Raw genomic sequence first — 14,576 nt, forward strand, 5'->3', positions numbered from 1 at the left:
GGGCCCGGTAGGCACGGGCGCTCCTCTCAGGCGGCCAGTTCCGGCACCGCCGGATACCGGTCCGCCGCCTGTTCCCGTTCCAGCGTGCGGCGGAACGGGCCGTCGACGGCGGCCAGCTCGCCGTAGGTGCCGCGCTGGACGACCCGACCGGCCGCGAGCACCACGATCTCGTCCACCGCGCCGCCGGCCAGTCCGGCCAGGCGATGCGTGACGATCAGCGTGGTACGGCCCCGGGTGGCGGTCAGCAGATCGGCGGTCAGCGCGTCGGCGGTCGCGAGGTCCAGGTGCTCGGCGGGCTCGTCCAGCACCAGCACCGGGAAGCGGGCGAGCAGCGCGCGGGCCAGCGCCAGGCGCTGCCGCATACCGCCGGACAGCCGGGCACCGTGCTCACCGACCGCGAGGTCCAGGTCGGCGTCGAGCCGGGCGGCGGCGAGCGCGGCCCGCAGTTCGCCGTCGTCGGCGCCGGGCCGGGCGAGCCGCAGGTTCTCCCGGACGGTGCTGTCGAAGACGTGCGCGTCCTGCGCGCACAGGCCCACCAGGCGGCGTACGTCGTCGCCGTCGAGTGCCGCCGCGTCCTGTCCGGCCAGCGTGTACGAGCCCGCGGCAGCGTCCAGGAACCGCAGCATGACCTGCGCCAGCGTGGTCTTGCCCGCGCCGGACGGGCCGACCACGGCGACCCGGCGCCCAGGCGTCAGCGTCAGGTCAACGCCGTCCAGCGCCAGCCGTTCCTGACCCGGGTAGCGGGCTGTCAGCCCCTTGATCACCAGGGGATACGGTGTCGCGGGCGGCTCCCGCGGCGCGTCCGGCTCGGTCACGGGCACGGGCGCGTCCAGCACCTCCTGTACGCGGGCGGCGGCCTGCCGGCTGCGCTGGCGCTGTTGCGCGGCGAGCGGCACACCGGTGACCGACTCGAAGGCGGCCAACGGCAGCAGCACCAGTACCGCCAGCAGCACGCCCCGCACATCGTGTCCCGCCACCGCCCGCACTCCCGCCCAGGCGCAGGCCGTCACGGTGAGACCGCTGATGAGCGCGGTGAGCCCGGCGCCCAGCGCGGTGACCGCGGCCGAACGGGCGGCGATCGCCTTGAGCGTACGGTCGGCGCGCGCGGCTTCGTCGCGGCGGCCGGTCAGCGCGCCCGCCACGATCAGTTCCGCGGTGCCGGTGAACAGGCCGAGCACCCGGGTGGACAGCTCGCCCCTGGCCGGGGCGACCCGGCTCTCGGTGCGGCGGGCCGCCGCCACGGCCAGCGCGGGCACGCCGGCGCCCGCGGCCAGCAGCCCGGCGCCGAGGATCAGTCCGGCGGCGGGCAGCAGCCACCCGGTGAGGACCGCCGCCGCCACGGCGGTGACACCCGCGGTCAGCGCGGGCAGCAGCCAGCGCAGGAAGTGGTCCTGTACACCGTCCACGTCGGCGACCAGCCGCGACAGCAGATCCCCGCGGCGTACCGTCCGCAGCCCGGCCGGGGCCAGCCGCTCCAGCCGCCGGAACACCCCGACGCGGATCTCGGCGAGCGCCCGCAGCACCGCGTCGTGGCCCACCAGCCGCTCCCCGTACCGGAACACGGCCCGTCCGATGCCGAAGGTCCTGGTCGCGGTGACGGCCACCAGCAGATACAGCACCGGCGGCTGCTGCGCGGCCCGGCTGATCAGCCACCCGGAGGTGCCCATCAGTCCGACCGCGCAGCACAGCGCCAGCACGCCCAGCGCTACCGCCAGGGCGAACCGCCGCCGGAATCCGGCGCCCGGGACCAGTCCGAGCACGCCCCGACGGGTCCGTACCGCGGCGGCGGGCCGCTCCGGGCGGAGCGGCGGCCCGTCGGCGGCGTCCGGCGCGCCGGCACCGTCCGGCCCCACCGCGTCCCCGGGGAGGGTCCGGACCGGCCGGGGCGCCGCCACGGGAGCGGGGGAAAGGGGCAGCACCCGGTCGGCGAGGGGCAGCAGGGCCGGGCGGTGGGCGGTCACGACGACCGTGCGGGTCGCGGCGAGGCTGCTCAGCGCGGCGATGACCGCTGCCTCGGTCTCCCCGTCGAGGTTGGCGGTCGGCTCGTCCAGCAGCAGAAGGGGGCGGTCGGCGAGGAAGGCACGGGCCAGCACGAGGCGCTGCCGCTGGCCCGCCGACAGACCGGTGCCGTCCTCGCCGATCAGGTCGCCGGGGGCGGTGAAGGAGGCGGCCCCCGCGGCGGCGAGCGCGGCGGCGACCTCGGCGTCGGTCGCCGCGGGCCGGGCGAGGCGCACGTTGTCCGCGACCGTGCCCGCGAAGAGGTGCGGACGCTGCGGCACCCAGGCGATCTGGCGGTGCCAGGAGGCCGGGTCGAGGTCGGCGAGATCGGTCCCGTCGACCAGGATCCGTCCGGCGGACGGCGTCGCGAAGCCCAGCAGCGCGCTCAGCAGCGTGGACTTGCCGATGCCGCTGGGGCCGGTGACGGCGACCGTCTCGCCGGGCGCCAGCGTGAAGGTGGTCGCGCCCAGCAGGCCGTCCCGCCGTATCTCCAGACCTTCGACGCGGATGGTGGCCGTCCGCAGGTCGGGCGCGGGCAGGCCGCCGACCGCCGACCGCGGCGCCGTCTCCAGTACCTCGAAGACCTGCTCGGCGGCAGCCAGCCCCTCCGCCGCCGCGTGGTACTGCGCTCCGACCTGGCGCAGCGGCAGATACGCCTCGGGCGCCAGGATGAGCACCATCAGCCCGGTCCGCAGGTCCAGTTCGCCGTGCACCAGCCGCATGCCGATTCCGACCGCCACCAGGGCCACCGAGAGGGTCGCCAGCAACTCCAGCACGAAGGAGGACAGGAACGCGATCCGCAGCGTGCGCAGGGTGGCCCGCCGGTAGTCGCCGGTGATCTCCCGGATCTTCTCCGCCTGGACTTTCGCCCGGCCGAACACCTTCAACGTGGGCAGTCCGGCGACCACGTCCAGGAAGTGTCCGGACAGCCGGCCGAGCAGCCGCCACTGGCGGTCCATCCGGTCCCGGGCGGCCCAGCCGACCAGCGCCATGAACAGCGGGATCAGCGGGAGGGTCACGATGATGATCGCCGCCGACACCCAGTCCGCGGTGCCTATCCGGGCCAGTACCACCGCGGGCACCACGACGGCGAGCCCCAACTGCGGCAGATAGCGGGCGAAGTAGTCGTCCAGCGCGTCCACCCCGCGGGTCGCCAGCGTGGTAAGTTCGCCGCTGCGCCGGCCGGTCAGCCAGCCGGGCCCCAGCGTGGTGGCATGCGCCAGCAGCCGCTGCCTGAGCTGGGACTTCACCGCCGCTCCGGCCCGATACGCGCACAGCTCGGTCAGCCAGCCGACCAGCGCGCGGCCCACCGCGACCCCGGCCAGTGCGAACAGATCGCCGCACAACGGACCGGATCCGTAGCCGTGCTGAAAGCCGCCCACCACGACATCGGCCATCAGCACCGCCTGGGCGACGATCAGACCGGCGCCGACCAGCCCCAGCAGGACGGAGCCGGCGAGGAAGACTCGGGTGGTGCGGGCGTAGCGCAGCAACCGCGGGTCGACAGGTTTCACGTGAAACATCCCCTTTCGCGGTGAACGCGTTCCACGTGGAACATCGACTGCCGGAAGGCCGGCGGAGCAGGGGCGGGCCGGAGCGCCACGGTCGGCACGGCCAGCGCGGATGACGCGGATGACGCGGACAGCACGGACAGCACGGACAGCACGGACGGTCGCAGCATCAGTGGGCGGCTTCCGCGATGTGCTGCGTGCCGATCCGCTTGCGGAACACCCAGTAGGTCCAGCCCTGGTAGAGCAGCACCAGCGGAGTGGCGATGCCCGCGCACCAGGTCATGATCCGCAGCGTGTACGGGGTCGCCGAGGCGTTGCCGACCGTCAGGCTCCAGGCCGGGTTGAGCGAGGACGGCATCACGTCGGGGAACAGGGCGAGGAAGAACATCGCCACGGTGGCCGCGATCGTCACCCCGGAGAAGGCGAACGACCAGCCCTCGCGCCCGGCCAGGTTGGCACCGAGTGCGACCAGCAGGGCGAGCACCGCCACCACCAGCGCGGGCAGGCTGCGTCCGTTGCCCGTGTGGATCTGGGTCCAGACCAGGAAGACCACCGCGAGCACGGCGGCGGCCAGCCCCACCCGGGTGGCCATGGCGCGGGCCCGCTCCCGGATCGGGCCGAGCGTCTTGAGCGAGGCGAACACCGCGCCGTGGAAGGTGAACAGCGCGAGGGTGACCGCGCCGCCGAGCAGGGCGTAGCCGTTCAGCAGGTCGAAGAACCCGCCGGCGTACTCCTTGTCCGCGCCGATCTTCACGCCCCGGACGATGTCGGCGAACGCCACCCCCCACAGCACGGCGGGCAGCAGCGAGGCCCAGAAGATGGCGTGCTCCCAGTTGCGCTGCCAGCGCTCGTCGTCCCGCTTGGCGCGGTACTCGAAGGCGACCCCGCGCACGATCAGGCAGGTCAGGATGATCAGCAGCGGCAGGTAGAAGCCGGAGAAGAGGGTGGCGTACCACTCGGGGAAGGCGGCGAAGGTGGCACCGCCCGCGGTGAGCAGCCACACCTCGTTGCCGTCCCACACCGGGCCGATGGTGTTGATCAGCACCCGCCGCTCGGTGCGGTCGCGGGCCAGCAGCTTGGTCAGCACACCGACCCCGAAGTCGAACCCTTCGAGGAAGAAGTACCCCGTCCACAGGACGGCGATCAGGACGAACCAGACGTCGTGCAGATGCATCTCGCGCTCCTCGCGATCTCAGCGGCGATCAGTAGGAGAAGGCCATCGGCCGGTCGGCGTCGGTGTCGTCGTCCCGGTCGCCGCCGATCCGGGTGGGAGACCGGCGGTCGTCGTCGGTCAGCTCCGGCGGCCCGGCCTTGGCGTACTTCGCCAGCAGCCGCACCTCGATCACGGCGAGCAGACCGTAGAGCAGGGTGAAGACGGTCAGCGAGGCGATGACGTCGCCGGTGGAGACCCCGGGGGAGACCGCGTCCCTGGTCCGCAGCACCCCGTAGACCACCCACGGCTGGCGGCCGGTCTCGGTGAAGATCCAGCCCCAGGAGTTGGCGAGCAGCGGGAAGACCATGGTCAGCAGGGCGATTCGCCAGTACCAGCGGGCCAGCCCGTCGCCGATCCGGATGCCTCGGGTGAGCATCAGGTGCGGTACCTCGTCGTCGCCCGTACGGTGCTCGGGCGCGATCCAGAACCTGCGGCGGGTGAGCCACAGTCCGGCCGCGCCGACCCCGACGGAGACCATGCCGAAGCCGATCATCCAGCGGAAGCCCCAGTAGGCGACCGGGATGTCGGGCCGGTAGTCGCCGGGGCCGTACTTCGCCTGCTCGGCCTTGTTGACGTCGTTGATACCGCCCACGTAGCTGGTGAAGGAGTCGTCGGCGAGGAAGGACAGCAGGTCGGGGATGTCGATCGCGACCTCGTTGTGGCCCTTGTTGACGTCGCCGACCGCGAAGATCGAGAAGGGCGCGCCCTTCTGACCGTCCCACAGCGCCTCGGCGGCGGCCATCTTCATCGGCTGCTGCTTGAACATGACCTTGCCGAGGGTGTCGCCGCTGATCGCGGTGAGCGCGCCGGCCACCACCGCGACCACCAGCGCCAGCCGCAGCGAGGACCGCATCACGTGGATGTGCTGCTTGCGGGCCAGGTGGTACGCCGCGATGCCGATCATGAACGCCGCGCCGGTCAGGAAGGACGCGGACAGGGTGTGGAAGAACTGGGTTAGCGCGGTGTTCTGCGTCAGCACGTGCCAGAAGTCGGTGAGTTCGGCCCGCTTGGTCTTCGGGTTGTAGCGGTAGCCGACCGGGTGCTGCATCCAGGAGTTGGCGGCCAGGATGAAGTACGCGGACAGCACGGTGCCGACCGAGACCATCCAGATGCAGGCGAGGTGGATGCGCCGGGGCAGCCTGTCCCAGCCGAAGATCCACAGGCCGATGAAGGTCGACTCGAAGAAGAAGGCGATCAGTGCCTCGAAGGCGAGTGGCGCGCCGAAGACGTCGCCGACGAAGCGCGAGTAGTCGGACCAGTTCATGCCGAACTGGAACTCCTGGACGATGCCGGTGACCACGCCCATGGCGATGTTGATCAGGAACAGTTTGCCCCAGAATTTGGTGGCCCTGAGGTAGGTGTCCTTGCCGGTGCGCACCCAGGCGGTCTGCATCCCTGCGGTCAGCGCCGACAGCGAGATCGTCAGCGGGATGAAGAGGAAGTGATAGACGGTCGTCACGCCGAACTGCCACCTGGCGACGTTCAGCGGCTCCAACGCGAGCTGCACGGTACGTCTCCTTTACGGTGTTACGGGGTCCGCTTGTGAACGTGAATACATTCACAAGGTAGTATCGCGCACACGACTGTGCCCCCTCGCACCGGGGGTGGGCCAGGGGGCACATGGGCAGGTCAGAGGGGCTTACAGCGCCTTGCGGAAACTCTCCGCCGCCGCTAGCAGCAGATCGTTCGCCGGGGTCTCGCCGATGGTGATCCGAACCCCCTCGCCGGCGAACGGGCGGACCGTCGTACCGGCCCGCTCGCACGCCACGGCGAAGTCCGCGGTGCGCTCCCCCAGCCGCAGCCAGACGAAGTTGGCCTGGGTCTCCGGCACCGTCCAGCCCTGGCCGGCCAGTGCCTCCACCACCCGGGTGCGCTCGGCCACCAGCGCCGCCACCCGCTCCAGCAGGGCCGGTTCCGCCCGCAGGCTGGCCACGGCCGCGTCCTGGCCGAGCTGGCTCACCCCGAAAGGCACCGCCGTCTTGCGCAGCGCCGCGGCCACCGGCTCGTGCGCCACCGCGAAGCCGACCCGCAGCCCGGCCAGGCCGTACGCCTTGGAGAAGGTCCGCAGCACGGCGACGTTGGGTCGCTCCCGGTACAGGTCGATGCCGTCGGGGACCTCCGGATCGGTGCCGAACTCCCGGTACGCCTCGTCCAGCACCACCAGCACATCGGCCGGTACCCGGTCCAGGAACCGCTCCAGCGCGGCCCGCCGGACCACCGTGCCGGTCGGGTTGTTGGGGTTGCAGACGAAGATCAGCCGGGTCCGGCCGGTGATCGCGTCCGCCATCGCGTCCAGGTCGTGCCTCTCGTCCGCGTCCAGCGGCACCTGGACCGCCCTCGCGCCGCTGATCCGCGTGATGATGGGGTACGCCTCGAAGGAGCGCCAGGCGTAGACCACCTCGTCGCCGGGCCCCGAGGTGGACTGCACCAGCTGCTGGGCCACGCCGACCGAGCCGGTGCCGGTCGCGACATGGGCGGTGGGCACCTCGAAGCGCTTCGCCAGCTCCTCGGTCAGCGCCGAGCAGGCCAGGTCCGGGTAGCGGTTGAACTCAGCCGCGGCGGCGACGGCCGCCTCCAGCACACCGGGCAGCGGGGGGTACGGGTTCTCGTTGGACGACAGCTTGAAAGCGGGCCCGTCCGCATCGGCCGCCGGGGGTCGTCCGGGCTTGTAGGTCGGGATGCCGTCCAGTTCCGCGCGCAGCTTCGGGGTGCTCATGGCCACACCCTACGAGCGGCGGCACAGGGAGGGGAGAGGCGGTACGTCACCCCCGCGCGTGACCACCGGCGACGCCGCTCCTGCGTGCCCGGGTGGCGCGCGCGGTGGCGCGCGTCCCCCGTAGGGGTGAGTTGGCGACACCCACCGCACGGAACCAATGGCCGGGTGATCCCGGCAGCCGGGCGCGTATCGTCCGACCGCTGGGGTCTGCCGCCTGCATATTCCACTTTGCATAGCAGTTTCGATCTTGCAGAAACCGTTCTGCACAGGGGTTGCGTCGGCGGAGGCTGGATGGACCAGCACCGCCCTACTATCGGCACGCCATGACTGCAGCAGGGAAACACCAGGCGAGCCGGCCCGTCGGACGCCGGCTGGAGCGGGCGGGGATCAGGGACGTCGCCGCTGCCGCCGGAGTCTCGATCACGACTGTCTCCGACGCGCTCAACGGCAAGGGCCGACTGCCCGATGCCACCCGTCGCCATGTCCGGGAGGTCGCCGACCGGCTCGGCTACCGGCCGTCCGCCGCGGCCCGCACACTACGCACGGGCAGATCCGGCCTGATCGGACTGACGGTGACCACCTACGGCGAAGAACCGTTCACGTTCACCGAGTTCGCCTACTTCGCCGAGATGGCCAGAGCCGCCACCTCCGCCGCGCTCGCCCGCGGCTACGCCCTGGTCATCCTGCCCGCCTCCTCTCGGCACGACGTGTGGGGGAACGTGGCACTGGACGGCACCGTCGTCATCGACCCCTCCGACCAGGACCCGGTGGTCACCGAACTGGTCCGGCAGGGTGTGCCGGTGGTCAGCGACGGCCGCCCGGCCGGCAGCCTGCCGGTGCACGCCTGGGTCGACAACGACCACGAGGAGGCCGTCCTCGGCATCCTCGACCACCTCGCCGCGGCCGGCGCCCGCCGGATCGGCCTGCTCACCGGTACCAGTACGGACACCTACACCCGGCTGTCCACCACGGCGTACCTGGAGTGGTGCGAACGCGTCGGTCAGGAGCCGGTCTACGAGGCGTATCCCGCCCACGACCCCTGCGCGGGCGCGGTCGCCGCCGACCGCCTGCTCGCCCGCCCGGACCGGCCGGACGCGGTGTACGGCCTGTTCGACCCCAACGGCACCGATCTGCTCGCCGCCGCCCGGCGCTACGGCCTGCGGGTTCCCGACGACCTGCTGCTGGTCTGCTGCAGCGAGAGCGGCGGCTACGCGGGCACCGACCCGCCCATCACCACGCTCTCCCTGCAACCGCGCCGGATCGGCACCGCGGTGGTGCAGTTGCTCATCGACGCCATCGAGGGCATCGGACCGGCGCACCCCGTCCAGCAGGTGATGCCCACCGAGCTGATCGTCCGGGCGTCCTCGCAGCGCCGGGCGCACCGCACGATGGTCAGCCCGCCGCGCGGCCCCACCCGCGGGGCGGGATGACACCGTCCCGCGACACCGCGATCGGCGGGGCCCGCGGTGTCGACACGCGGGGGCTAAAGGATGGTTTGTCTGAACCTTCTGAAAACCAGGTGCCTGGGTATGTCACAACGCGCCAGCGTCATTCCTATGATGGGCGGATGGCGGCGCGATCGTGGAGGGGTCGATGACTCAGGGGGCAGATCAGGGGTTCGACCCCGGATCCGGGTACGAGCCCGGTTACGAGCCCGCGCCCGGCTACGGGGCGGCGCCGGAGTTCGACCGGGTGCCCGGCGACTACCGGCCGCCGGCCGCCGAGTACGAGCCGACCAGACTGGACATCCCGGTGATGTCGGAGGACTACACGCCGACCGAGCACGATCTGCCGGTGCTCACCCTGCCGGCCGAGAGCGGCGACCGTCCCGGTCCGCTCTACGTGGTCGGCGATGTGCACGGCTATCTGGCGGAGTTGCTGGGAGCGCTGCACAAGACCGGACTGGTCGACGAGGAAGGCCACTGGTCGGCGGGCAGCGCCCGGCTGTGGTTCCTGGGCGATTTCACCGACCGCGGCCCTGACGGCATCGGCGTCATCGAACTGGTGATGCAACTGTCCGCCGAGGCCGCCGCGGCGGGCGGCTACTGCCGGGCGCTGATGGGCAATCACGAACTCCTGCTGCTCGGCGCCCACCGGTTCGGCGACGCCCCCGTCAACTCCACCGGCGGCACCGCTTCCTTCCTGGCCGCCTGGCGGCTCAACGGCGGCCAGCCCTCCGACATGGAGCGGTTGGAGGACCGCCATCTGACCTGGATCTCCCGGCTGGACGCGGCCCACCTCACCGACGGCCACCTCCTGCTGCACTCGGACACCACCGCGTATCTGGAGTACGGCGGCAGCATCGAGGAGATGAACGACGCGGTCACCGGCGTGCTCCAGCGCGGTGACGCCGACGAATGCTGGGATCTGTTCCGCAAGTTCACCAGGCGGTTCGCCTTCCGCGGCGACGACGGGCCCAAGGCCGCCCGGGAACTGCTGGGCGCCTACGGAGGTGTCCGGGTCGTGCACGGCCACAGCCCGATCCCGTACCTGCTCGGCGAGGTCGGCGGCGAATACGTGGCGGTGGACGGCGAAGAGCCCGCGCACGGCGTACGGGGGCCAATGGTCTACGCGGATAACCTGGCGGTCGCCATGGACGGCGGCGTCACCATGGACGGCCGGCTGCTGGTGGCCCAACTCCCGCTCGTCGGTTAGCGGCCGTCCCGGAAGCAGCGGCCTCCACCGCGCCGTCTTTACTGATCGCACCCTGTCACGGCCTCCCGTACCGCCTTACCATCGGCAGTATCCGTAGGCCCACCGCTCTTCGGGCATCCGGCCGGCCGAGCCGGTTCCACGTGGAACATCCGGCCGAGCCCGGCGAGTCGGAGCATCGGGGGACGCACATGACCAGCGCTTCACACCTACTCAACGAAGACCGCCAGGACTTCGAGCATGTCCTCGATGAGGCGCTGCGCGTCATCCTCGAGGGGCTGGAACCGGACGGCAACGGTTCCGGGCCGGCTTCCGGCGATGTCGGCCTGCCGCTCAACGCCGAGCAGCTGCGTACTCTGGCGCTCGCCGCCACCGAGCAGATCAACGCCCCCGCGGCGGCCGAGTACGCGGCGTATCTCGCGCTCCGGGGCGAGACCCGCGAAGCGGTACGGGAGGCGGCGCGGGCCCGCGACAACCGCGCGTTCGGCTACGCGGCCATGGGGGTCGCGGACCGGAGGGGATCCGGCGCGGGCATCATCCCGGTACTGGCCGTGCTCACGCCGCTGCTCGCCGGCGCCGCGGCGGTCATCTTCCTGCTGATCGGCTACGCGATGAGCGCCGTCGCGCCGGAACCGGCCATCGCGTCACCGCTGCGGACGGCGGGCTGGTTCTTCGCGGCCGTCACCGCGGCGTCCATCCTGGCTGGCGCGATCGGGCTGCTGCTGACCGCGCTGCGCGACGGCTCCCGGGCGATCCACGACGGCCCCGACTCGCTGTCGCCCGAGGTCACCCGGGCCCGGACGGCCTGGCGGGAGGCGCTGCTGTCGCTGGGGATGCTGCCGTTCCTGGAGGACGCGCTCAACGGCACCGCGGCGCCCGGTCCGCAAGCCCCCGCGCCCACTGCCCCGGCGCCGAAAATGCCGCACCTCGGCTACTCGCGGCCGGCCTTCTCCTCCCCGCAGGAGCCCCGGCCGACCACACCGCACTTCAGCTCTCCCGACTACAGCAGCCCCGACTGGGGAGGTCCGGAGCACGCCCCGGAGTAGTCCGGATGGCCGCGCCGGGTCGCCCCGGACGCGGGGCCTTGCTTGACTGCTTCCGTATCCGGTCGGAACGGGGTCAGAAAGGGAGAGGCCCATGCGCCTGAGCCGCCCGCTCGCCGCCCTGTGCGCGATCGCCCCGCTCCTCCTCACCACCACGGCCTGCTCCGACTCCTCCGCCGGGCTGGTGACGGGCATCAACGACGACGCGGCCGTCAGCCAGTCGATCGCCGACCCGGTCCAGGGCAAGTGCAGCCGCTTCGCGAGCCGCGGAGTCACCTCGGTCATCAACAACACCGGCGTCGACATCGTGCTGCACCGCTCCCGCGACTGCTCCGACCCGGCGCACCAGCACGGCACGTACCTGGGCACCATGCTCTCGATCGTCGCCACCTCCGGGCAGGGGCCGTGGCGCAGCTTCACCACCGTCGGCTGGCCCCCGCCGGTCCCGCCGAACTGAACCGCGGACGGCGCCGTCCCGGGGGATGCCGGTCCCCTGGGACGGCGCTGCGGCGCCGTACGGTCAGTCGGTCAGTCGGTCAGTCGGTCAGCGGCAGATAGACCCGGTTGCCCGCGGCGGCGAACTCACGGGACTTCTCGGCCATGCCGGCCTCGATGTCGACGTCGGTCCCGGTTCCGGCGGCCTCCCCGCCGTGGTCGCGGCGGATGTCGTGGGAGATCTTCATGCTGCAGAACCTGGGCCCGCACATGGAGCAGAAGTGCGCGGTCTTGGCGGGCTCGGCGGGAAGCGTCTCGTCGTGGAAGGCCCGGGCGGTGTCCGGGTCGAGGGCCAGGTTGAACTGGTCCTCCCAGCGGAACTCGAAGCGGGCGTCCGAGAGCGCGTCGTCCCGGTCCTGCGCGCCGGGGTGGCCCTTGGCGAGGTCGGCGGCATGCGCGGCGATCTTGTAGGTGATCACCCCGGTCTTGACGTCGTCCCGGTCGGGCAGCCCCAGGTGCTCCTTGGGGGTGACGTAGCAGAGCATCGCGGTGCCCCACCAGGCGATCATCGCGGCGCCGATGCCCGAGGTGATGTGGTCGTAGCCGGGCGCGATATCGGTGGTGAGGGGGCCGAGCGTGTAGAAGGGGGCCTCCTCGCAGATCTCCTGCTGGAGGTCGATGTTCTCCTTGATCTTGTGCAGGGGCACATGGCCCGGCCCCTCGATCATGGTCTGCACCTGGTGCCGCTTGGCGACGGTGTTGAGCTCCCCGAGGGTGCGCAGCTCGGCGAACTGGGCCTCGTCGTTGGCGTCCGCGACGGAGCCGGGGCGCAGGCCGTCGCCGAGCGAGTAGGTGACGTCGTAGGCGGCGAGGATGTCGCAGAGTTCCTCGAAGTTCTCGTAGAGGAAGTTCTCCCGGTGATGGGCCAGGCACCAGGCCGCCATGATGGAGCCGCCGCGCGAGACGATGCCGGTCTTGCGGCGGGCGGTCAGCGGGACGTACCGCAGCAGCACCCCGGCGTGCACGGTCATGTAGTCGACGCCCTGCTCGGCCTGCTCGACGACGGTGTCCTTGTAGACCTCCCAGCTCAGCTCCTCGGCGCGGCCGTCCACCTTCTCCAGGGCCTGGTAGAGCGGGACGGTGCCGATCGGGACGGGTGAGTTGCGCAGCACCCACTCCCGGGTGGTGTGGATGTTCCGCCCGGTGGACAGGTCCATCACCGTGTCGGCACCCCAGCGGGTCGCCCAGGTCATCTTGTCCACCTCCTCCTCGATCGAGGAGGTGACCGCGGAGTTGCCGATGTTCGCGTTGACCTTGACCAGGAACCGCTTGCCGATGATCATCGGCTCGGTCTCGGGGTGGTTGACGTTCGCCGGGAGCACGGCGCGGCCCGCGGCGATCTCGTCGCGGACGACCTCCGGCGGCACGTCCTCCCGCAGCGCGACGTACTCCATCTCCGGGGTGATCTCGCCGCGCCGCGCGTACGCCAGCTGGGTGACCGGCGCTCCGGCCCGGCCGCGGCGGGGGCGCCGCGGCCGACCGGGGAAGACCGCGTCGAGATTGCGGAGGCCGCCCCGGGGCGAGGTGTGCCGGACACCGTCGTCCTCGGGACGGACCGGGCGGCCGGGATACTCCTCAGTGTCGCCGCGGCCGATGATCCAGTCCGCCCGGACCGGGGCGAGGCCCCGCCGGACGTCGGTGCGCACCGACGGATCGGTGTACGGACCCGACGTGTCGTACAGCGTCACGTCGCGCCCGTCGGTGAGATGTACCCGGCGGACCGGCACCCGAAGGTCCGGTCGTGAGCCGGTGAGATACGACTTGTGCCAGCCGATGTCACGCGTGCGGGCATCCTGCACGGTCATGAGACCCACTCCCTACGCCGGCATTACCCGGTAACAGGTTCAGCGGTCGGCGCAGCGTGCGCGGTGCGGCCGTGTCAGCCGCTCCGACGGTTCAGCGCCCTCTCAGCCCGGTGCTCCGAGCTCCCGCGTTTGCAAAGGTGAGCCCACGGTACCGGCTGGGTGCGGACACACACCAGGGCGGCTTGCGGTGATCGGACGGTGGACTCACCCCAGGCGGACCCGCGCGGCCACACCCACGGCCACGCCCACGGACCAGTACCCCCGGTCTCCCGGTCTCCCGGCGGCTGCGGACGGTCATCGCCGCGATGCTGCTGCCCTTCGCCGCCGCTGTGGTGGCCGGACTGCGCTACTCGGTCACCGACGTGGACCGGGGCCTGCCGCTGGCGCTGCTCGCCGGCGTCTTCGCGCTCGCCGTCGTCGTGGTCGGGAGGCCACGCGGGCTGATGGCGCTGATCGCGCTGGCGATCTCCTTCGGAGATCCTGACGCTGTTCATCCTCCCGGCGATCCTGCACGGCGACAGTCCGCTGCTGGTCGCGGTGGTGGGCGGCAGCGCCGTCATGCTCATCGCGCTCTACCTCTGACACAGGCTCAACGCGCACACCTCGGTGGCGGGCCTGGGCACCCTGTGCTCGCTGTTCCTGATCGGGGCGCCGGGCTCGGTCGTCATCGCCCGGGCCCATCTGACCGGCACCACCTCGGACGAGACCGGGCTCATCCACATTCTCCACCCGGACATCCAGATCAAGGGCGTCCTGCTCGCCGGCGTGATCATCGGTTCACTGGGTGTACTGGACGACGTGACGGTCACCCAGACCGCCGCCGTGTGGGAGCTGAAGGACGCCGACCCGGGCGCGAACTGGCGCACGCGCTACGGGGCCGGTACGCGGATCTCGCCGCGACCACATCGCCTCGGTGGTCAACACCCTGGTGATGGCGTACGCGGGTGCAGCGTTCCCGCTGCTGCTGCTCTTCTCGATCGCGCGCGGCGGGGTGCCGAGGGTGGCGGACAGCGGACTCGTCGCCGAGGAGATCGTCCGCACCCTGGTGGGGAGCATCGGGCTGGTGGCGTCGGTACCGCTGACCACCGTGCCGACGGCGCTGGTGGTCAGCGCCGACCGGCGCCCGCACGTATACCGGCGGCG

9 protein-coding genes and 1 pseudogene are annotated in these 14,576 nt (G+C 71.9%); 5 read left to right on the top strand and 5 right to left on the bottom strand.

Going from position 1 to position 14,576, the window contains the following annotated elements; genetic code table 11:
* Positions 1-26: 26 nt before the first annotated feature.
* The 4 genes from cydD to hisC all read right to left on the bottom strand — a co-directional run bounded on the left by cydD (position 27) and on the right by hisC (position 7,438).
* Positions 27-3,512: a thiol reductant ABC exporter subunit CydD gene (gene cydD / locus RLT57_RS14330; protein WP_311297772.1), complete on the bottom strand. Its 3,486-nt coding sequence runs from the start codon at positions 3,510-3,512 to the stop codon at positions 27-29.
* Positions 3,513-3,678: 166 nt separating this feature from the next.
* A complete protein-coding gene (cydB, locus tag RLT57_RS14335; protein WP_311297773.1) occupies positions 3,679-4,683 on the bottom strand; it encodes a cytochrome d ubiquinol oxidase subunit II in 1,005 nt (334 codons plus the stop codon).
* A 28-nt stretch (positions 4,684-4,711) separates the two neighbouring features.
* The gene (locus tag RLT57_RS14340; RefSeq protein ID WP_311297774.1) at positions 4,712-6,229 is read right to left on the bottom strand and encodes a cytochrome ubiquinol oxidase subunit I; all 1,518 of its coding nucleotides are present in this window, start codon (positions 6,227-6,229) and stop codon (positions 4,712-4,714) included.
* A gap of 132 nt (positions 6,230-6,361) precedes the next feature.
* Positions 6,362-7,438, bottom strand: a complete 1,077-nt coding sequence (hisC, locus tag RLT57_RS14345) for a histidinol-phosphate transaminase (protein WP_399128658.1) — start codon at positions 7,436-7,438, stop codon at positions 6,362-6,364.
* A gap of 323 nt (positions 7,439-7,761) precedes the next feature.
* Here hisC and RLT57_RS14350 point away from each other — a divergent pair, with 323 nt between their 5' ends.
* From RLT57_RS14350 to RLT57_RS14365, 4 genes are all read left to right on the top strand, one after another.
* On the top strand, positions 7,762-8,868 hold the full coding sequence (locus tag RLT57_RS14350) for a LacI family DNA-binding transcriptional regulator (RefSeq protein ID WP_311297776.1): 1,107 nt from the start codon (positions 7,762-7,764) through the stop codon (positions 8,866-8,868).
* Positions 8,869-9,031: 163 nt separating this feature from the next.
* Positions 9,032-10,093, top strand: coding sequence for a metallophosphoesterase (locus tag RLT57_RS14355; protein ID WP_311297777.1), 1,062 nt, complete (start codon positions 9,032-9,034; stop codon positions 10,091-10,093).
* A 188-nt stretch (positions 10,094-10,281) separates the two neighbouring features.
* Positions 10,282-11,136, top strand: coding sequence for a hypothetical protein (locus tag RLT57_RS14360; RefSeq protein WP_311297778.1), 855 nt, complete (start codon positions 10,282-10,284; stop codon positions 11,134-11,136).
* Between the two features lie 91 nt (positions 11,137-11,227).
* A complete protein-coding gene (locus RLT57_RS14365; protein WP_311297779.1) occupies positions 11,228-11,590 on the top strand; it encodes a hypothetical protein in 363 nt (120 codons plus the stop codon).
* A gap of 79 nt (positions 11,591-11,669) precedes the next feature.
* Here RLT57_RS14365 and thiC read toward each other — a convergent pair whose 3' ends face one another.
* Positions 11,670-13,433, bottom strand: a complete 1,764-nt coding sequence (gene thiC / locus RLT57_RS14370) for a phosphomethylpyrimidine synthase ThiC (RefSeq protein ID WP_311297780.1) — start codon at positions 13,431-13,433, stop codon at positions 11,670-11,672.
* Positions 13,434-13,774: 341 nt separating this feature from the next.
* Between thiC and RLT57_RS14375 the strand changes: the two are divergent.
* A pseudogene (locus RLT57_RS14375) lies at positions 13,775-14,559 on the top strand (YibE/F family protein); the annotation flags it as partial.
* Between the last annotated feature and the right edge of the window lie 17 nt (positions 14,560-14,576).

The organism is Streptomyces sp. ITFR-21 (genome assembly GCF_031844685.1).
In the GTDB taxonomy this organism is placed as follows: Bacteria; Actinomycetota; Actinomycetes; order Streptomycetales; family Streptomycetaceae; genus Actinacidiphila.